This window comes from uncultured Cyclobacterium sp. (assembly GCF_963977555.1).
Lineage (GTDB): Bacteria > Bacteroidota > Bacteroidia > Cytophagales > Cyclobacteriaceae > Cyclobacterium.
Genome location: NZ_CAXBPD010000005.1, coordinates 261,982 through 280,848, shown reverse-complemented (window position 1 = coordinate 280,848; position 18,867 = coordinate 261,982). Strand labels below are relative to the sequence as shown.

The window sequence follows — 18,867 nt, the reverse complement described above, 5'->3', positions numbered from 1 at the left end:
GGTTATAAATTAACTTTTGCCTGTTTAATGCTTTTGTTGTCTGCTCACAGTTAGTGAGCGCACCGTTATTTTATGTGTTTTGCTGAAGGTTGTACTAAACAGTTGAAAAATAATATTTGACCAATGTCCTTCAATTAAAAAAGGTGGGTGCACTACCTTAATTTTTTAGCATCAATTGCACAAGTTTTACTATTTATTAAACCAATATGAAGATAGAAAAATATTTAATAGTTCTTTTGCTCATAATGAGCACATTTACTGCCTTTTCGCAGACCAATCCGATTGGGGTGCGTTTTGATGCTACAACACTTCAGCGTAAAGGGAATTTTGGGGACAACTGGTGCCAGACCTGGGCCATAGATGACAATGTATATACAATTCTAGATGATGGGAATGGATGGTGGGGGAGCTCAGATAAATTGAACAGCTTGGCCGATTGGGAGGGTTCAATGCTGTTACAGATTTCAGGGGACCAGAACTTTTCTAATGATGAGGTTAAAAAAATGCCCGGCTGGCCCATTAGCTTAGTCGATTCTCCATTGTATGGTTACGGGACTTTGGCTGTAGACAGCACTATTTACGTGTGGCTTTGGAGAAGTGAAACAGACACCTGGTATCGAAGAGCCACTGCTAACAGACTATTATATACAAAAGATTTTGGTAAAACGGTTTACCGTTGGGATGGTACTTTGGAAAACTACAAATCTTACCAGCAGTTAGATTCAACAGCCTTTTTTTTCCATAAGGAAGATCCACGGCCTAAGGAGGGGAAAGAGGCGTATGCTTTCAATTGGATTGCTTTTTTGCAAAATGGAAAAGCCAACTCGGCTGCTAAGGATGAGTATATTTATATGTATTCTCCCGAACAACATGATCCAAGAAACCTGGCTTTGGCTAGGGTGCATAAGGAAAAGATACTGGAAAAAGATGCCTATGAATATTTCCAAGGAATCAGAAACAATCAACCAACTTGGACTTCAGACATGAGCAAGAGAGGGGCTACTATTCAGTATCCTGAGGCAGGTGAAGGTGAACAATGGATGTGGTCCAGCTGGTTTCCGAGTGTCGTGTACAATGCCGGTTTGGATCTGTATGTCATGACCAGCTATGGAGTAAAGGATCCAACAAAGGAATACTGGGATGGCTGGTGTAGGGATTGCCCACTTCCAGGAAGTATTGGGTTTTGGTATTCAGAGAACCCTTGGGGGTCATGGAAACAATTTTATTACAAAGATTCTTTTTATCCCGATGACAAGGAAAACCGTACTTATGGTATGAAGTTAAGTCCAAAATGGATTAGCAAAGATGGCAAAAAGATGGTCTTGATCTGGTCTGATGCTGGAAATAACCACAGTACCTATTACAAATGGAATCAAATGGAAATTGAAATAATTATGGATTGAAAGGCTATCAAACATTTTTGTAGTGATAGCAATAGCATAAGCATACCCCATTTTAGGAGAGTAAAATAATAATGTTTGTGGCAAGTAGTATTGTTTTAACGTCTTGATTATTGAATCCAAAATTTAATCAGAATGAGAACATTTCTAAATCTATTAATAATTCTATTAATTTTCTCAAGTTGTGCGCTTGAGGAAAATTATCAACTGCCATTGCTTTCTGAACCAAGTGCAATGAATGTCTTTTGCCAAGTGAATTCTAATGAAAGCCTGAGAAGGGTGGAATATGAATATGACATGGGAAAATTGATTTCAGAAACTACCCTTGTCGATGGTGATATACTTTATACTACTAATTTCACCTACAACAATGAGGCCCAATTGGTGTATGAAATTTTTGAATCAGATTACCGAAAATCTGAAAAGACATTCATTTACAATGAGATGAATCAATTGGTGAATATCAAATTCAAATTCACTGACTTTGATGGTAATGGAAATATGGTAAGTGAAGGTGTAAGCGAAGCCCCCAGAGAGTTTGAGCATAATTTATTGGTGAAAGAATGGGAAAGCTGGGGTGGATTCAATACCTATGAGTATACCAACGGACAGTTGAAGACCAAAATTGATTACACTAAAAATGCTGAAAAGCATCATGTCACAACTTACAAATTTGCCAAGAATTTATTAATAGAGGAAAAAAAGGAAACCGTCAATGGTGGATTGATCTATTTTAAAACCTATAAATATGATGCTCAAAAGAGATTGATTAAAATCTTTGATCGAGAGAATATTATTGAAGAAAACCTTTATATTGATGATAAATTGATCGAAAAGAAAATTAATTATTTTGGGATCGATCCTGGGTATCATCCTTGCCTTGGCAATTTTAAATATACATTCGACTATTGATTTTTATAACCTTGTCAGGTTAGCGGACCGAATTCAACTTCTTGCAAGAGGTATTGTTTCAATTTGAGAATAATGGTAAGATATTTTCAGAAGAATTGAGGCTTTTATTCAATATCCTGGGTATTCAGCCAATTTTATTATTACTTTAAATAAATCTAACTAACACAAAAAAAATAAGTTATGGTAAAATTAGTTGTAATGTATGGTCACCCTGTAGATGTTGAGGCTTTTGAGGAATATTATGCTGAAACTCACCTTCCCATCGCCGCAAAAATTAAAGGCCTAAGTAAGGTGGAATTTACAAAATTTTCTGGGACACCAGATGGTGGAAAACCTTCCCAATACAGAATGGCAGAATTGTATTTTGAAACCATCGAAGAACTAAAAAAACAAATGGCATCTCCTGAAGGACAAGCTGCAGTTAATGACATTCCCAACTTCGCAAGCGGCGGCGTTGATGTTATGATCGGAGAGGTTCAAAGTTAATTTGGAACAAATCTATGAATTAGAAATACATCAATGAATAAATCTATCCAAAGTGGAGTGCAGGGCTTAAGCGATTTATTCTAATGTTAGGGTATTGTTGCATTTTGTGCATCCATGTCGACAAAATATAGTGGATTAGGTGTGGTTTAAGGACAGTAAAGGTGATCATGGAAACCCGTTCTTTTTTGATTTCTGTTTGCTAAAGATTTAAAAATCTAATTTGTACCGTTTGGTCTCTTAGTAAATTAGTATTAAGGTATATCGTTTCTAATTGTTTTAAAAAGTTGAAAATATTGGTAAATGGATAAGAGGAAGGCGTTAGTGATTATGTTTTGCTTACTTGGAGTAGTTTTAGTGTTTCACTTTTTGGTCTTTTTTGAATTTATTCCCTACGATAAAGTTTGGGCTGGAAGACTTAAGTCGGTGGAGGAGATGAAAACTTTTGAAACCATCTCAATACTATTGAATATATTCCTATTGACCATACTCTTCGTAAAACTCAAACTGATTGAAAGAAAAAAAGAGAATAAAATTATAAATGCATTCATTTGGGTTTTTGCAGCGTTTTTTGGATTGAATACCATAGGTAATCTTTTTTCGGAAAGCCTATTGGAGTTGATTCTTGGAACGTTCCTGACCCTTGTTTCAACAATTCTATGTATTATCATAGTTAAAAAGGATAGCAAATTGGTTATTTAAATTGGCGGCTTTATTCGTATGTGTTGGTTAGAAAAGTGCTTAAAAATTCCTCTATCGGAGGTCCTTAACTCAAAAAATTAATGATGAGGTATTTTCAAATGCTTATCATGTTTGTAGTCTATGGCTGTGGAAATTCCCCCTCTAAAGAATCTAAAACTCAGGTTGAAGAATTAGAAAAATTGGCTGAAGCCCAATATGAATTAATATTTGACAAGGCGTAAGCATTGCCAAATCAAGCTGAGGTTGCCATAGCCCTTATTGAAAATGGGAAGGTTAATTATGTTGGAGTCAAACGCGTTCAGGATTCAACAATGATAATTCAAAATCAAGACATGGTTTTCGAAATAGGATCCATCACTAAAGTCTTTACCGGAACTTTGCTTGCCAATTTTTTGAAGGATAGCACGGTGAATATCGAAGATCAAATTGGCGATTACCTTCACTACCCACTAAAAGACGGTGTGGAAATTACGCTTAAGCAATTGGCTACCCATACTTCCGGACTTCCTCGAATTCCAGCAAACCTTGAAAATGTAAGTTTGGAAAATCCTTATAAAGATTTTGGGGAAGAAGAACTGAAAACCTACCTGACAAAAGAATTGAAAATGAAACATAAACCTGGTGCGGTTTCTGATTACTCTAATCTCGGTGTAGGAATGCTCGGCTATGTGCTAAGTAATAAAGCGAAGATGACATACGAAACGTTACTTCAAAAAGAGATTTTTTCGAAGTACGGGATGAAGGCATCAACTACTTTGAGGAGCAAGATAGAGGACAAGTTGGTTAAGGGACTGAATGATAAAGGGGAGGAGGTATCCAATTGGGACATGTCGGTACTTATGGGAGCCGGTGGAATTTTGTCTACGGTCAATGACATGTCAAAGTTTGCACTAGCTCAATTTGATAGTTCAAACAAAGAACTGACGCTATCAAGAACAGCATTTTTTGAGATAAACGAGAATTATTCCATGGCCTTAGGCTGGAGTGTTATCCAAACCGAATCGGGAGCTGTTTGGAATTGGCACAACGGAGGAACCGGAGGCTATACCTCTTCAATGATTATAGATGTGAAAGCCAAAAATGGTGTGATAATCCTTTCCAATGTATCAGCTTTAGGTGAGTTGACCAATGCGATCACAAGTATGGCTCCGGAATTAATGAATACCATAGGTGGAGAAGAGCCAAAAGCAGCTACTAATTCTTATTGATTTTAAGCTAAACTAAAAATAAATAGGTAAGTAATTTGGAATATTCATTCCAAATTACTTACCTTTGTACAGTGAATAAAAAAGAGGCCATATTGTCATCAGCATTGAAACTCCTTACAGATAATGGGGTTCATAATACGCCCATGTCGGCGATTGCCAAGGCTGCAGGTACAGGAATGGGTACGATTTATAATTATTTTCCCAATAAAGAAATATTGATAAACGAGATTTACGTTTCTATAAAAGAAAAGGAGAAATCGATGTTCGCTACTTTTAAATCAGATCAACCCATCAAGACTCAATTTGAAAATTATTTCACAGCAGTTATACAGTTCTTTATAGACCAACCGGTCTACTTTAAGTTTATGGAACAACTGCAAGCCTCACCCATTATTACTAAAGACAGTGTTAGAAAGGGTGAAAATTCGTATGAACCTGTATACAAGTTGGTGCAAAAAGGGCAAGAAGAAAGGATAATTAAAAATATAGCAATAGATGAAATATTTATTTTTATAGGAGGAGCAATCATGTCCTATTTGCGTTATCATTTTACGCAATCTTCAACTAAAGTTCCCACGCTTAAAAATCAAATGCATATGGTGTGGGATGCGATTAAGGAATAATTTTTTTTTACTTAAAAATTGGAATGAATATTCATTCCATAAATACTAAAAACCATGAAAAAGAACGTATTAATTACCGGAACATCTACAGGAGTAGGGTTTGAAAGTGCTATTCTATTTGCAAATCAAGGTTTTACGGAAGCGCTTGCATCTTATATTAGCGAGCCTTTCAATATACAGTTTTCACTAGTTGAACCCGGAGGAATAGCTACCGAGTTCATGAACAATGCGGTAGCCAAAACAGTCAATGAAAAAGGAGAAATGGCGACGGGTGTCTATGCGCCAATATTTCAAAAATACATTGAAGGGGCACAAAATCGAGCCAAGGATAAGGAAAGGCCTTCCCTTTACCAGACTAGCGTAGAAGTGGCAGCTGTTGTCCTCCATGTAGCCAAACTTGCAAATCCCCCTCTTCGAATTCGGACATCTGAATGGGCTGAAAATTTGTGTCAATTAAAAACGCAAGCAGATCCTGATGGGCATAAACTATTGAAACAAGTAAAAGAATACTTTTTATAAGTTCAGGGATTAAATTTAAATTTTTCCTTAATAAGTTTTACGGGTATTTTGCATATATAAGGCTTAAGCGTAATAAAGTATTTATTGCACTTAGGCCTTATTTTATAACTTGTGTGGGTTCTCTAACAGCTTTCTTACCTAATTTGATGAGTAAGGAAAGCTTTCAAGCCTGTTGATATGAGGGTCATTGAAAACCTTAGATGCATTATTTATTGAGCATTTAACCTGGTAGTGAGAAGGAGCTAAACATGGTGAAAGCCTTGCTATCTAAGTGCCAATTGAATAAAGTATGGGGTCATTGAAGTAAGGCTTGTTAGCATTTTATCTTTAACCTAGAACAGAAATTGATAATAAAGGTGATTGTTAGGGCAATGCAATCATTTATGCCTGATTAAATGGGTATTCTACCACGTATCCACTATTAATTTTGTACCCTTCAAAAAATCAGTAGATTAGTATAGTGAAATTTGTTAAAAGATTGTGATTTTGTATTTATTCACAATTTAACCGGTACTCTTAAGAAGTACAGAAAGTAGCTAGCGTTGAATTTAAAATGACATAAACCCAAAAATTTCTGGAATGGAAGGCTTAATGATGAATTATCCGCTCACGACAAATACTATTCTTGAGTTTGGAAACAGTGTCTATCGACATAAAAAGATTATCTCTTATTTACCAGATGGAGGACGTCATGAGTATCTTTTCGGTGACATGTACAATAGGAGTAAAAAGTTAGCCAATGCCTTGATTCAAAAATTAGGAATCACAAAAGGGGACATGGTAGGGACTTTTGCATGGAACCATGGCACGCATGTAGAGTTGTATTATGGGATATCTGGCGTAGGAGCAATTTGCCATCCAATAAATATTCGATTGTCTGACAACCAAACGGAGTACATTATCAATAACTCTGAAGACAAGGTGATTTTTGTGGATGCTACGCTGGTCCCTCTACTAGAAAAAATAGCGCCCTTACTGGAAACTGTTGAATGTTTTGTCTTACTAAATGCGCCAAAAGGATTCAATACCAGCTTGCCACATACCCTGTATTACGAAGATTTGCTGGCAGAACAATCCCAGGATTTTGAATGGCCTGAAATCAATGAAAATGACGCTTGCTGTATTTGTTATACAAGTGGAACCACAGGGCTGCCAAAAGGGGTCTTGTATTCTCATAGATCTACCTACCTACATGCCTCCGCTATTATCGCCCCTAATGCTTTTAATTTTAGTAATAGAGATGTCGTTTTACTCATAATCCCCCAGTTTCATGTGATGGCATGGGGTTTACCCTATAGCTGCTTGTTGTCGGGTTCAGATATGGTGCTTCCTTCATCTAATCTAAAACCTGAAGAAATCATTACCATCCTTTTGAAAGAAAAAGTAAATAAAGCCAATGGTGTCCCAACCATTTGGCTGGGTGTGTATCATGCTCTGAAAATAAATCCACCGAAAGAAAAATTAGCACTAGAGGAGTACCTTGTTGGCGGTTCTGCACTTACAAAAAGCCTTATTGAAGCTTTTGATAAAGACTTCGGGATAAAAGGAGTTCAAGTTTGGGGAATGACCGAGACCTCTCCATTGGCAACAGTCAGTAGACTTCAGCCAAAACATGATCTTTTATCCTACGAAGAAAAAGTTGCCGTTCGAGCCAATCAGGGCATTCCTCTTCCTGGTGTAGAGTTAAGGGTGGTGACAGAGGATGGCAAGGTTGCTCCTAATGATGGTATTTCCATAGGGGAGCTACAAACAAAAGGAGTTTGGATCGTTGGCGCTTATTTTAAAACGAATAACAATGAAAATTTCACAAAAGATGGCTGGTTTAAAACGGGGGATGTAAGTACAATAGATGAGGGTGGGTACATGGAAATTAAGGATAGAATTAAAGACCTCATAAAAAGCGGAGGGGAATGGATTTCCAGCGTGGCGCTAGAATCAGCAATAATGGCACATCCTAAAATTAGGGAAGCTGCAGTAATTGGAATTCCAGACGATAAATGGGTTGAAGTGCCTTTGGCTGCTATGGTTTTGATGGACAAGGACGATGGGGTTTTGGAGGAAGAATTAATTGCATTTTTATCAAGGGACTTTGTAAAGTACCAGATTCCTAAAGCATTTGTTTTTATCAACGAAGTACCAAAGACCAGCACAGGAAAGTTTGACAAGAAAGAAATTAGAAGGCTTTTTGCTGAAGGAAATCTTTCTTGACCCCAATCTTGGTTAGACTAAATGTGGAAGCCATAGTGGATTAGCTTACTTGAAAAAAGCTATAACCAAGAAATTATTACTACTTCTTAAGAATGTGTACGGGACAATTTTTACCCTAACATTCTTGTGTGTAACTTTATCCCAATGCTAGCTCCTAAATGGCTTTGTCTGAATTATGTTCAGGGAAAGGTTTATTGGCAGCCATTTTGTGACTAAGTAGGCAATACAATTTAATTTAGATATGGATACTAACGAGAAATTTCTTTACAAATACCTTAACAATGCATCACCAACAGGTTTTGAGGCTTCAGGGCAACAGATTTGGTTGGATTATATCAAGCCTTTTGTTGATGATTATTTTACAGATCCCTATGGGTCAGCTGTTGGTGTCATCAATCCCGAAGCAGAATTCAAGGTTGTCATAGAGGCACACGCGGATGAAATCAGTTGGTTTGTCAATTATATTACCCCAGAAGGATACATTTATGTGGTTAGGAATGGTGGGTCAGACCATATGATCGCCCCATCGATGCGTGTCAATATTCATACGGACAAAGGAATTGTACCCGGTGTTTTTGGCTGGCCAGCCATTCATGTGAGGGACAAGGCAAAAGAAGAAACGCCTAAAATGGATAATATATTCATTGATATAGGGGCTAGATCAAAAGATGAGGTACTTGAAATGGGGGTGCATGTGGGCTGTGTCATTACATTTAAAGATGAGTTGACCGAATTGAATAAAAAGTTTTATTCTGGTCGTGCCCTCGATAACCGAATTGGGGGTTATATGATTGCAGAAGTGGCCAGGATGTTGAAGGAAGAAAATGTCAAATTGCCTTTTGGATTGTATATCGTCAATGCTGTACAGGAAGAAATAGGCTTAAGGGGTGCAGAAATGATAGCTGCCAGAATCAAACCTGATGTGGCTATTATCACCGATGTATGTCATGATACTACCGCCCCAATGTACAGTAAAATCGCAAGTGGTGATTACACTGCTGGAAAAGGTCCTGTCTTAACTTGTGGAGCTGCGGTACATAAAAAATTATTGGATTTAATCATAGCCAGTGCCAGAAAAGAAGAAATTCCTTTTCAAAGATCAGCCTCTTCAAGAAGTACTGGTACTGACACAGATGCATTTGCCTACTCTAATGGAGGTGTACCAGCGGCCTTGATTTCTTTGCCACTAAAATACATGCATACCACTGTTGAAACAGCCAGTAAAGAGGATATCAATAATGTCATTGGCTTAATGCTTGCCTTTTTAAAGGATTTTGATCAAAAATTTGATTTCCGATACGTTAAGTAAACACCGATAAAGACGGGTGTTTACCCGTCTTTATTGATTTTATGAGTACCTTTTTTTTGCTAAACACAAAGTTTATGAAAGTTTTTATAAATAAGATTATCCCCGAAATAGGATTTAAATTGCTGAATGAAGCAGGAATTGATTATACCGTATGGAAGGAAAAGCCCATATTGGATAGAGGCCAAGCCATTCAGTTCTGTAAAGGGCATGATGCTTTTTTAAGTGTTGGGCAGGCGGGGCTGGATGCTGATTTTTTCAAAGAATGCAAACACCTGAAAGTTGTAGCACTGCATTCAGTAGGTTTCGATGGAGTAGACATTAAAGCCGCTACGGAAAATGGGGTGCCCGTGGGAAATACGCCAAATGTTTTAAATAAAGCTACGGCTGAGACGGCCCTGCTACTGATGTTAACAGTTGCCCGAAAGGCTCTTTACCTTCACAATAAAATAAAACAAGGAGAATGGGGTGCCTCCCAGCCGACCCAGGACTTGGGCTTTGATTTAGCAGGGAAAACCCTTGGAATTGTTGGCTTGGGAAGGATAGGGACAGAGCTTGCTAAAATAGTTACCCAGTCTTGGGGTATGAAAATTCTCTACCACAACCGCAGCACCAATGCCGAAGCAGAAAAGGAACTTGGAGCTAAAAAAGTAAGCATGGATGAGCTTTTGGCCCAGAGTGATGTCGTCTCTGTCCATACGGCGCTTACCTCCGAAACACAAGGAATGTTTGGGATGGAGCAGTTTAAAAAAATGAAATCTTCAGCAATATTTATCAATACTGCCCGTGGAGGTGTACACAAGGAAGAAGACCTTATCGAAGCATTAAGCAAGAAAATTATCTGGGGTGCAGGATTGGATGTTACAAATCCTGAGCCTATGGCCAAAGATAACCCATTGTTGGAAATGGAAAATGCAGTTGTCTTCCCACATATTGGCTCGGCTACGAAGGAAACAAGGGACAAAATGTCTACCTGTGCAGTTGAGAATATCATTGCAGGACTGAAAGGAGATCCTTTACCATATCCTGTTAATCCAGAGGTACGGCAAGGCAAACAGTAAGGTTTTAACCGAGGGCTACGTCTAAAACCATCATGATGATAAAACCACCGATGAAGCCCATAGTGGCCAAATCGGTGTTGCCTCCTTGCTGGGATTCAGGCACTACTTCTTCTATTACTACGAAGATCATAGCCCCAGCGGCAAAGGCCAGAGCATAGGGCAAAATGGGGGTGAATATTGTGACGGCCACTGCACCGAGGACACCTGCTATTGGCTCCACCAAGGCAGAGGATTGTCCCAGCATAAAGCTTTTCCTCCTACTCATTCCCATTCTCCTGAGTGGAACAGCCACTGCAACTCCCTCAGGAAGATTTTGTAAGCCTATTCCTATCGCCAGAATGACTGCTCCTGCGATAGAGGCTTCTGGAATGCCTGCGGCGGCACCGCCAAACAATACGCCTACGGCCAGTCCTTCGGGAATATTATGCATCGTTATGGCAAGCACCAAGAGCGTTGTTTTTTGCCATGGGGTTTTTATACCTTCTACTTTCTTGAAATTTACGTGCAGATGTGGCAAAATCTTGTCAAGAATGAAAATAAATATTGCCCCACCAAGAAAACCCAAAGCGGCAGGCATTACCTTAACAAAATTCTCTCCTTCACTCATATTGATGGCCGGAGCTAAAAGACTCCAAAAACTTGCCGCAACCATCACGCCACCTGTAAAGCCCATCATAATGTCCATGACCCTCCGGTTTATGTTTTTAAAGAAAAATACAAACCCAGCACCTACGGCTGTGACAAACCAGGTGAATGTGGTAGCTATTAATGCAGCATAAGCTGGGGATATACTACTTAAGTAGTCAACAATGGTATCGAACATAATTTTTTTTATTTTAAAAAGATTTTTCTTGCGACAAGTTAGATCCGTCCTCGAACATGCCTTAACCTTATGAATATCACTTATAACTAATTTTGTTTAGCTAAGTTCAGTTTTTATTTAGCCATGGCAAATTTAAATAGTTAGATTTGGCTAACAAATTTATTTCAATATTTTTTTATCTTTGTTATGAAATACTACAGCAATGACCAATAGCCAATCTATAGAGAATTACCTGAAAGTGATCTTTAATCAAGCCATAGCGACTGATGACGTTAATACAACAAGTATAGCTCAGGCGCTAGAAGTCAGTCTTCCATCGGTTAACAGTATGGTTAAGAAGTTAGCTGGAATGGGTTTACTGGAGTATGAAAAGTACAAGCCGCTTAAAATTACACTGAAAGGCAGGAAGATGGCGGCAATGATCATAAGAAAGCACAGGCTTACAGAAATGTATTTGGTTGAGAAGATGGGGTTTGGATGGGAAGAGGTACATGAAATAGCGGAGCAATTGGAGCATATTCAATCAGTTGCCTTTTTCGATAGGATGGATGAGATTTTAGGTTTTCCGGAGCGGGATCCTCATGGTTCTCCGATTCCGTCTAGTAGCGGCGAGTTTGCCACTCAGAAATTCCGGTTATTGACAGATTGCCAACCAAAAGAATTGGTGACTTTAAAGGCTTTGAGCAAGACGACAGATGAGTTTTTAAAATACCTCAACAGCAAAGGATTAGCGCTAGGGGTGGAAGTAGAGATTCTGGAAGTTGAAGCGTATGACAAAAACATGAAGGTTTCCTATGGAGGGAAGACTGAAGTGCTATCTGCACTGGTATGTTCTAAACTATTGGTTAGTTGATAACAACTATGGTAAAGCGAAATGAAAAACATGCCATTATAGTAGCTGGCGGAGCTGGAGTGAGGATGGGAGGAGAGATACCCAAACAATTTTTACCTATAGGTGGATTGCCCGTATTAATGCATACATTAATTAAATTTAATGCTTATGACCCTACGATAAACCTAATTTTAGTTTTGCCAGAAAGCCAATTCAAATATTGGAAGGATTTGTGCAAAAAACATTCTTTTAAGGTGTCACATAGGTTGGTTAAAGGAGGTTCAAGTAGATTTAACTCGGTCAAAAACGGGCTAAACAACATTGCCGAGGAAGATGGCCTGGTGGCAATTCACGATGGTGTGCGACCTTTTGTTTCTGAAAAAGTGATTCAGCTTAGTTTTGCTGAAGCCAGCCTTCACGGAAGTGCCATAGCCGTAATTCCCCTAAAAGACTCTATCAGGAAGGTGGATACCAATGGAATTTCCCAATATAAAAACAGAGATGCATTTAGGCTGGTACAAACGCCACAGACTTTTCTGTTAAAAAAAATAAAAGCTGCTTTCCTATCTGATGAGGAACCATTCTTTACAGACGATGCTACAGTTTATGAAAATATGGGCTGGGAAGTACATTTAATTGCTGGAAATCAAGAAAATATAAAGCTTACGACGCCAGAAGACCTGAGTTTTGCCAATTATTTATTGGAATCTAAAACTAATTAACAGGAAAATCAGGTCGTTTATCTGCAAAGTTTTAAGTTTAGTCGAATAGTTTTATTTTTTCGAAGTCTCTAGGCCTACCTTTCATCCATCAAATAAATACTTAAAATATGAATGGAAAGAGAAATGGAAATTTTGCACTAGGTGTAATAATTCTAGTCATTGGATCATTGCTTTTGCTAAAGCAATTGGGTTTTTTTATCCCCTTTTGGATTTTTTCCTGGCCGATGATATTAATCGCAATAGGGATTTATACAGGCTACAGGAATAGGTTTCAGAATACTGGCTCAGTAGTTTTAATTCTAATAGGTAGTATTTTCCTATTAAAAGACTCGTTTTTTCTACCCTATCATATGGGGTCTTTGCTGTTCCCTATAGGCTTGATGGTATTGGGTTTGTACATAATTGTAAAGAAAAACAGGGACAAAACCTCTAATATGCAAGGATGGGAAAAAGGCTTTGACAAAGGCATAGCTGAGGGTGTTGGTTCATTGGGTCACGACAGTTCTAATTATATCAAAGTTGACGCATTTCTTACCGGGATAAAGCGAAAGGTTATGTCCAAGGATTTTAAAGGAGGAGAAATAACCAGTGTTTTCGGTGGTGCCGATATAGATTTAATGCATGCAGACATTCAAGATCAAGCAGTTTTGAAAGTCTCCGTTGCCTTTGGCGGCTTGAAATTAATTGTGCCTCCAAATTGGGATGTTCAGATGGGTGTGAGTAACCTGGCTGCCGGTATAGATGACAAAAGATATACTCAGCAAGGAAGCGTTCAAAATGTCGACAAGAGATTGATTCTTACAGGGTCTGTTATATTTGGAGGGATAGAAATATCATCCTACTAAAAATTAAGGCTCCAATGGAAAAATCACATGAATCCTTTATGATCAATGATAATTTGGGCGACCATGTGGTTTTTCTTTTGATGGTATTTTCAGGAGTCTTTGGAAGTACTTTCTACTGGCAAAATAATATGGAATGGAGTATCGCAGATGCGATTTTGAGTACCATTACATTTGGTATAGGAGCCATTCTTATGAAATTAATGTTAAATTATTATCCTGTTGGAAAAATTAAAAGCTGGCCAACAATCTTATTTGCACTTATTATAGCTAGTTTACTCACCTTTTCCAATCAGCTACTATGGGACGCTAATTGGTTGAACTATACTGAGCCACTTGCCTTATTCAATGCCTCTCTAGCTGTAAGGGTTACCGTAGCCACCCTGTTGTTTCACTTGATAGGCTTTTCTGTTTTGTCAAATAAATCCAGTACCAAAGATTTCAATAGGCTTCAGCAAGAGGAGTCCCGTCAGAAGTTGTCCAATGATGCAGAACTTCATTACCTGCGGCAGCAAATGCAGCCCCATTTTCTTTTCAACAGTCTGAACTCTATCAATGCCTTGTTGGCAAGAGATCCTGAGAAAGCGCGTGTGATGGTTCAAGGTCTGGCGGATTTTTATAGAGATAACCTCAAAATGGATCCTAAGAAATGGGAGCCTGTAGAAAAAGAAATGAAGAGTATTGGTCAATACCTGAAGTTGGAGAAAATCAGGTTTGGCCATCGGTTAAAGTATGCCATCAATTTGCCAGAGAAAGCTTCCCCATTGAAATTACCTTCCTTAATGGTGCAAACACTGGTCGAGAATGCGGTGAAGCATGGTCTTTATGGGGTTACGGGTGATGTTTTAATACGGATTGACGTTAGCCAGGAAGGCAATGATCTATTAATAACCGTGCAAAATCCTTGCGATGACACTTCAGGAAATGCACCTGGGACCGGCTTTGGTTTGGAAAGTCTTCATCGAAGGTTATTTCTTGTTTTTGGGCGGAAAGATTTACTCACGCACCAAGTTACTGCCGGACAATTTACAGCCACTTTAAAAATACCACAGATACAATGATACGTTGTTTGATTGTTGACGATGAGCCCTTGGCCCAGGATTTACTTCATGATTACTTGAGTGATTTTCCAGAAATCGAAGTAGTGGGTAAATTCAATGATGGCTTTGAGGCCTTCAAAGGAATAGGGGAGCTTAAACCTGACCTAATTTTTTTGGATATAGAAATGCCAAAGATCACAGGATTTGAATTATTGGAGCTGTTGGAAAATCCTCCTAAAGTAATCTTTACCACAGCTTATGATACCTATGCCATAAAGGCCTTTGAATTGCAGGCTATTGACTACCTCTTAAAACCATTTTCCAAAGACCGACTGGCTCAGGCCATACAGCGGGTGAGCTTTGCTGAGAATGGTGGAGCAATTACCCAATCCAAGCTATCTAAAATAAATGAAGACCTTCCAAAGGAAGGGTTTTTAAAAAGAGTCGTAGTAAAGACTGGTAATAAAATAGAAGTATTAAATGCCAATAATATAGCCTCCTTTAGTGCCGATGGTGATTATGTTAAGATTAATTCGGCGGGCAAGCTTTATCTTAAATCAGGAACGATGGCTTACTACGAAAAAAATCTTGATCCACAAGCATTTATTCGTATTCACCGTTCTCACTTGGTGAATATCTCAACGATAAGTAAAATAGAGCCCTATCAAAAAGAAAACTATCTGATTTTTCTTAAAGATGGTTCCCAATTACCGGTCAGTAAAAAAGGAATGGTAAAGCTGAAAAAAGCTTTACGGATATAATAAGTAGTGAAAAAAGCCTTCACTTTTAAAAGAGAAGGCTTAGTGCTTAATATTCGTCTTCATTAAAGAAGAAATCGTCTTTTGTTGGATAGTCAGGCCATATTTCCTCGATGTTTTCGTAAGGTTCACCATCATCTTCGAGCTCTTGGAGGTTTTCGACAACCTCTAAAGGTGCTCCAGAGCGAATAGCAAAATCAATTAACTCATCCTTGGTGGCTGGCCACGGAGCGTCTTCCAAATAGGAGGCAAGTTCTAAAGTCCAATACATAATCTACACAAATTTAAAGATCCCCTTAAAGGGGTGCAAAAATAGAAATACTTTCTTAAACTAAAACATTTACGGATTAATTGTTTGTAAGTTCTTTTAAAATGCTGTTTTTCACATCAACTTTTCTTTTATGGGCACCGATCTTTTTTCGCATGATATGATCAAATTCCCCTTCCTGGCTTCTAAAGTTTTCAGCATTTTCCGTAACGGTAATTAGCTCTCGCTGATCCCTGGCAATAAGGTCTTTTAATAAATTTACTTTTAAGGTATTTTGCTCAGAATCAGACTTCTCCGCAAATCCTTCATATTTAGAATGGCAAAGATTGTCAAGAAATGATTTTTCAAAAATGATTTCTGAAAAGAATACGAAAGTGCTAATACTTTGTTGTGCATTCCTGGGTTTTTTTGGAGGAAGTTTTTTCCATTCGGCTTGCAGCTTTTTTGCCTGATTGACTTTGTAGTCATTGACCTCTCCTTTAGACATCTGCCTCATTTCTTCAGACCATTTTTCAATCTTCTTAATCATAAGTCCCGGGCTAATTGTCGGGATATTCTGACTCATTCTTTTGAATTTGCTAAAAATACGATTGTTCAGTTTGGAGAATTCATCCCAAATGGGCTGTCTTTTTGAAGCAGGAACCCTGCCTGAAACTTTCCATTCTTTTTGAATCTTCTTACTGATTTCAAAGGCTGTCTTTACATCAGCCATGTCATGCGCCTCTCTCGCTTGTTCTAGAAGATTTTCGTAAACTTTAATATTTTGTTCTGCCTGTAAGGCCAAGCTATCAAAATAATTCTTGCGATTGCCGTAAAAAACGTCTAGAATCCCTTGGAATTTTTCGTTTATCTCCTCTTCCAATTCTTTTTCTACTGGCCCGGTTTTTAACCATTTAAGCTTCAGTTCCTTGAATATTTCCGAGGTCTCTTTCCAGTCAGTACTTTCTTTATACGTTTCAGCTTCTTTAAGAAGTTCCTTTTTTATCTCTAGGTTTTTATGCCTGTTGGATTGAATGATTTCCTCTAAAATGGCCTCTTGGCCTTCGAGTTCTTTTATTAGGGCAGGAAAATCCCCCAAACCATCAAAGGTCAGTAGAGAGGATTTAAGGTGTATAAGTTTCATTAGGAAAGAACCTTTATTTTGGTTTTCCTGAATATCGGCTTTTAGTTTTTCTACCTTTTGCGCTACAGCTTCAAATCTATCTTCGAAATAACGGAAGGTAGAAGCCTCATCTTCTTTTACTTCTCCTATCACGCGGTCTTCCTGGCCTAAAAAGCCTTTCAGATAAATTTTTCCTTCTATTATATATCCAAATGGATGCTCAGTCATGATTAAAAGATTGGTTGTAAATATTTAGTGGTGGTATGGATTTCTGCAAATTAATTAAATATGCTCCATTTATCCTAAGAAAGCCGATTTTTTACCATCTTTACCGTTTAAATTAAACGGAAATAAACCATGAGTAATGAAAAAATAATTTTTTCTATGGCGGGAGTTTCAAAAGTGTACCCTCCGCAGAAAAGAGTACTTAAAGATATCTATCTTTCGTTTTTTTATGGTGCTAAAATTGGTGTGCTTGGACTCAATGGTTCAGGGAAAAGTTCCTTGCTTAAAATTATAGCAGGAATGGAAACTGAATTTCAAGGAGAGGTAGTGTGGTCCGCTGGCTATTCAGTAGGGATGTTGGAGCAAGAGCCAGTATTGGATCCTACCAAAACAGTGAAAGAGGTTGTCGAAGAGGCTGTAAGTGAGACTGTTAATTTGCTCAAGGAATTTGAGGAAATTAATGAAAAGTTCATGGATCCAGACCTTATGGATGACCCGGATGCCATGCAAAAATTGATTGATAAGCAAGGAGATGTTCAGGAAAAACTAGATGCAGTGAACGCTTGGGAGTTGGAAACCATGCTGGAAAAAGCAATGGATGCCCTAAGGCTTCCTCCTGCTGAAGCAATGGTAGAAAACTTGTCAGGTGGTGAGAAAAGAAGGGTGGCACTTTGCCGTTTGCTCCTACAAGAACCAGATGTGTTATTGCTTGATGAGCCTACCAATCACTTGGATGCAGAATCAGTGCTATGGCTGGAAGAACACTTAAAGAATTATAAAGGTACTGTGATAGCAGTAACTCACGACCGTTATTTCTTGGACAATGTTGCAGGATGGATCCTTGAATTGGATAGAGGAGAGGGGATTCCCTGGAAGGGAAATTATTCTAGCTGGTTGGAACAAAAACAAGACCGGTTAAAGAAGGAAGAGAAGACAGAATCTAAAAGACAGAAGACACTCGAAAGAGAGTTGGAATGGATCCGGATGTCTCCTAAAGCCAAGCAATCAAAGGGCAAGGCCAGATTAAACGCATATGACAAGCTCATAGGGCAAGATGCCGTAGAGAAGGAATCCAAGCTTGAATTGTACATCCCACCAGGCCCACGATTGGGAAGTAAAGTGATTGAGGTCAAAGGCGTATCAAAAGCTTTTGGAGATAAATTACTATTCGACGACCTTACTTTTTCACTCCCTCAGGGAGGTATAGTAGGTGTAATTGGGCCAAATGGTGCAGGTAAGTCTACACTTTTCAATCTTATCACTGGAGAGGAAAAGCCAGATGCCGGGCATTTTGAAATTGGAGAAACGGTAGAGATAGCTTACGTTGATCAGGAACATGATACCCTCCTACCTGATAAAACAGTATATGAGACCATCTCCGAGGGCAACGAATTTGTGCAATTGGGGAATAAGGAAGTGAATGCTAGGGCGTATGTAAGTCGGTTTAATTTTGGAGGATCTGATCAGGGCAAAAAAGTTGGTGTGCTATCAGGTGGCGAAAGAAATCGTGTTCACTTAGCCATGACCTTGAAAAAGGGTGGAAACCTTTTGTTATTGGATGAACCTACCAATGACTTGGATGTCAATACCCTTAGGGCCTTGGAAGAAGCCTTGGAGAATTTTGGAGGTTGTGCAGTAGTTATTTCTCACGACCGTTGGTTCCTGGATAGGATATGTACGCATATCCTTGCATTTGAAGGTGACAGTAATGTTTATTGGTTTGAAGGGAATTTCTCAGACTACGAAGAAAACAAGAAAAAACGCTTAGGTGATTTAATGCCCAAAAGGATTAAATACAAAAAGCTTAAATAATAGTAATTACTTGCAATTCCC

General features: G+C 38.5%; 20 protein-coding genes. 17 read left to right on the top strand and 3 right to left on the bottom strand.

Annotated elements, in window-relative coordinates; translation table 11 throughout:
- The first annotated feature begins 206 nt into the window (after positions 1 to 206).
- The 11 genes from AAC073_RS08425 to AAC073_RS08375 all read left to right on the top strand — a co-directional run bounded on the left by AAC073_RS08425 (position 207) and on the right by AAC073_RS08375 (position 10,422).
- Positions 207 to 1,403 carry a hypothetical protein gene (locus AAC073_RS08425; protein WP_339923410.1) on the top strand — a complete coding sequence of 399 codons (1,197 nt, stop codon included), beginning with the start codon at positions 207 to 209 and terminating at the stop codon, positions 1,401 to 1,403.
- 132 nt (positions 1,404 to 1,535) lie between these two features.
- Positions 1,536 to 2,312 (top strand): hypothetical protein, encoded by a 777-nt coding sequence (locus tag AAC073_RS08420; RefSeq protein WP_339923409.1) that lies wholly within the window; start codon positions 1,536 to 1,538, stop codon positions 2,310 to 2,312.
- Positions 2,313 to 2,492: 180 nt separating this feature from the next.
- Positions 2,493 to 2,798 carry an EthD family reductase gene (locus AAC073_RS08415; protein ID WP_339923408.1) on the top strand — a complete coding sequence of 102 codons (306 nt, stop codon included), beginning with the start codon at positions 2,493 to 2,495 and terminating at the stop codon, positions 2,796 to 2,798.
- 300 nt (positions 2,799 to 3,098) lie between these two features.
- Positions 3,099 to 3,497, top strand: a complete 399-nt coding sequence (locus AAC073_RS08410; RefSeq protein WP_339923407.1) for a hypothetical protein — start codon at positions 3,099 to 3,101, stop codon at positions 3,495 to 3,497.
- Between the two features lie 80 nt (positions 3,498 to 3,577).
- Positions 3,578 to 3,718 carry a hypothetical protein gene (locus AAC073_RS08405; RefSeq protein ID WP_339923406.1) on the top strand — a complete coding sequence of 47 codons (141 nt, stop codon included), beginning with the start codon at positions 3,578 to 3,580 and terminating at the stop codon, positions 3,716 to 3,718.
- 3 nt (positions 3,719 to 3,721) lie between these two features.
- Positions 3,722 to 4,705: a serine hydrolase gene (locus AAC073_RS08400; protein ID WP_339923405.1), complete on the top strand. Its 984-nt coding sequence runs from the start codon at positions 3,722 to 3,724 to the stop codon at positions 4,703 to 4,705.
- A 71-nt stretch (positions 4,706 to 4,776) separates the two neighbouring features.
- Complete coding sequence (locus AAC073_RS08395; RefSeq protein WP_339923404.1) at positions 4,777 to 5,328, top strand: TetR/AcrR family transcriptional regulator; 552 nt, start codon at positions 4,777 to 4,779, stop codon at positions 5,326 to 5,328.
- A 54-nt stretch (positions 5,329 to 5,382) separates the two neighbouring features.
- Positions 5,383 to 5,847: a hypothetical protein gene (locus AAC073_RS08390; protein WP_339923403.1), complete on the top strand. Its 465-nt coding sequence runs from the start codon at positions 5,383 to 5,385 to the stop codon at positions 5,845 to 5,847.
- Between the two features lie 579 nt (positions 5,848 to 6,426).
- Positions 6,427 to 8,055 carry a long-chain fatty acid--CoA ligase gene (locus AAC073_RS08385; protein WP_339923402.1) on the top strand — a complete coding sequence of 543 codons (1,629 nt, stop codon included), beginning with the start codon at positions 6,427 to 6,429 and terminating at the stop codon, positions 8,053 to 8,055.
- Positions 8,056 to 8,296: 241 nt separating this feature from the next.
- Positions 8,297 to 9,364, top strand: coding sequence for a M42 family metallopeptidase (locus AAC073_RS08380; RefSeq protein WP_339923401.1), 1,068 nt, complete (start codon positions 8,297 to 8,299; stop codon positions 9,362 to 9,364).
- Between the two features lie 74 nt (positions 9,365 to 9,438).
- Entirely contained in the window at positions 9,439 to 10,422 is a 984-nt protein-coding gene (locus AAC073_RS08375) for a D-glycerate dehydrogenase (RefSeq protein WP_339923400.1), read from the top strand.
- Positions 10,423 to 10,426: 4 nt separating this feature from the next.
- Here AAC073_RS08375 and AAC073_RS08370 read toward each other — a convergent pair whose 3' ends face one another.
- The gene (locus AAC073_RS08370; protein WP_339923399.1) at positions 10,427 to 11,245 is read right to left on the bottom strand and encodes a ZIP family metal transporter; all 819 of its coding nucleotides are present in this window, start codon (positions 11,243 to 11,245) and stop codon (positions 10,427 to 10,429) included.
- Positions 11,246 to 11,447: 202 nt separating this feature from the next.
- Between AAC073_RS08370 and AAC073_RS08365 the strand changes: the two genes are divergently transcribed.
- The 5 genes from AAC073_RS08365 (at position 11,448) to AAC073_RS08345 (ending at position 15,442) form a co-directional block, all read left to right on the top strand.
- Entirely contained in the window at positions 11,448 to 12,098 is a 651-nt protein-coding gene (locus AAC073_RS08365) for a metal-dependent transcriptional regulator (protein ID WP_339923398.1), read from the top strand.
- Positions 12,099 to 12,106: 8 nt separating this feature from the next.
- Positions 12,107 to 12,799, top strand: coding sequence for a 2-C-methyl-D-erythritol 4-phosphate cytidylyltransferase (locus AAC073_RS08360; RefSeq protein WP_339923397.1), 693 nt, complete (start codon positions 12,107 to 12,109; stop codon positions 12,797 to 12,799).
- A gap of 107 nt (positions 12,800 to 12,906) precedes the next feature.
- Positions 12,907 to 13,644, top strand: coding sequence for a DUF5668 domain-containing protein (locus AAC073_RS08355; RefSeq protein ID WP_339923396.1), 738 nt, complete (start codon positions 12,907 to 12,909; stop codon positions 13,642 to 13,644).
- A gap of 14 nt (positions 13,645 to 13,658) precedes the next feature.
- Positions 13,659 to 14,702, top strand: coding sequence for a histidine kinase (locus AAC073_RS08350; protein WP_339923395.1), 1,044 nt, complete (start codon positions 13,659 to 13,661; stop codon positions 14,700 to 14,702).
- On the top strand, positions 14,699 to 15,442 hold the full coding sequence (locus tag AAC073_RS08345; protein WP_339923394.1) for a LytTR family transcriptional regulator DNA-binding domain-containing protein: 744 nt from the start codon (positions 14,699 to 14,701) through the stop codon (positions 15,440 to 15,442). Before AAC073_RS08350 ends, AAC073_RS08345 begins: the two co-directional genes overlap by 4 nt.
- 46 nt (positions 15,443 to 15,488) lie before the next feature.
- On the opposite strand, the gene AAC073_RS08340 is transcribed toward AAC073_RS08345, so the two are convergent.
- Positions 15,489 to 15,710: a DUF2795 domain-containing protein gene (locus AAC073_RS08340; RefSeq protein ID WP_010855875.1), complete on the bottom strand. Its 222-nt coding sequence runs from the start codon at positions 15,708 to 15,710 to the stop codon at positions 15,489 to 15,491.
- Between the two features lie 76 nt (positions 15,711 to 15,786).
- Positions 15,787 to 17,037 (bottom strand): DUF349 domain-containing protein, encoded by a 1,251-nt coding sequence (locus AAC073_RS08335; RefSeq protein ID WP_339923393.1) that lies wholly within the window; start codon positions 17,035 to 17,037, stop codon positions 15,787 to 15,789.
- A gap of 129 nt (positions 17,038 to 17,166) precedes the next feature.
- Here AAC073_RS08335 and ettA point away from each other — a divergent pair, with 129 nt between their 5' ends.
- Positions 17,167 to 18,846 (top strand): energy-dependent translational throttle protein EttA, encoded by a 1,680-nt coding sequence (gene ettA, locus AAC073_RS08330; protein ID WP_339923392.1) that lies wholly within the window; start codon positions 17,167 to 17,169, stop codon positions 18,844 to 18,846.
- Positions 18,847 to 18,867 lie beyond the last annotated feature (21 nt).

Bases quoted from the DNA above. Each gene is read 5' to 3' on its own strand.
- AAC073_RS08420 (WP_339923409.1), top strand. From the start codon at position 1,536: ATGAGAACATTTCTAAATCTATTAATAATTCTATTAATTTTCTCAAGT.
- AAC073_RS08380 (WP_339923401.1), top strand. From the start codon at position 8,297: ATGGATACTAACGAGAAATTTCTTTACAAATACCTTAACAATGCATCA.
- AAC073_RS08385 (WP_339923402.1), top strand. From the start codon at position 6,427: ATGGAAGGCTTAATGATGAATTATCCGCTCACGACAAATACTATTCTT.
- AAC073_RS08365 (WP_339923398.1), top strand. From the start codon at position 11,448: ATGACCAATAGCCAATCTATAGAGAATTACCTGAAAGTGATCTTTAAT.
- AAC073_RS08340 (WP_010855875.1), bottom strand. From the start codon at position 15,710: ATGTATTGGACTTTAGAACTTGCCTCCTATTTGGAAGACGCTCCGTGG.
- AAC073_RS08405 (WP_339923406.1), top strand. From the start codon at position 3,578: ATGATGAGGTATTTTCAAATGCTTATCATGTTTGTAGTCTATGGCTGT.
- AAC073_RS08345 (WP_339923394.1), top strand. From the start codon at position 14,699: ATGATACGTTGTTTGATTGTTGACGATGAGCCCTTGGCCCAGGATTTA.
- AAC073_RS08415 (WP_339923408.1), top strand. From the start codon at position 2,493: ATGGTAAAATTAGTTGTAATGTATGGTCACCCTGTAGATGTTGAGGCT.
- AAC073_RS08370 (WP_339923399.1), bottom strand. From the start codon at position 11,245: ATGTTCGATACCATTGTTGACTACTTAAGTAGTATATCCCCAGCTTAT.
- AAC073_RS08355 (WP_339923396.1), top strand. From the start codon at position 12,907: ATGAATGGAAAGAGAAATGGAAATTTTGCACTAGGTGTAATAATTCTA.
- AAC073_RS08360 (WP_339923397.1), top strand. From the start codon at position 12,107: ATGGTAAAGCGAAATGAAAAACATGCCATTATAGTAGCTGGCGGAGCT.
- AAC073_RS08410 (WP_339923407.1), top strand. From the start codon at position 3,099: ATGGATAAGAGGAAGGCGTTAGTGATTATGTTTTGCTTACTTGGAGTA.
- AAC073_RS08375 (WP_339923400.1), top strand. From the start codon at position 9,439: ATGAAAGTTTTTATAAATAAGATTATCCCCGAAATAGGATTTAAATTG.
- AAC073_RS08425 (WP_339923410.1), top strand. From the start codon at position 207: ATGAAGATAGAAAAATATTTAATAGTTCTTTTGCTCATAATGAGCACA.
- AAC073_RS08335 (WP_339923393.1), bottom strand. From the start codon at position 17,037: ATGACTGAGCATCCATTTGGATATATAATAGAAGGAAAAATTTATCTG.
- ettA (WP_339923392.1), top strand. From the start codon at position 17,167: ATGAGTAATGAAAAAATAATTTTTTCTATGGCGGGAGTTTCAAAAGTG.
- AAC073_RS08350 (WP_339923395.1), top strand. From the start codon at position 13,659: ATGGAAAAATCACATGAATCCTTTATGATCAATGATAATTTGGGCGAC.
- AAC073_RS08390 (WP_339923403.1), top strand. From the start codon at position 5,383: ATGAAAAAGAACGTATTAATTACCGGAACATCTACAGGAGTAGGGTTT.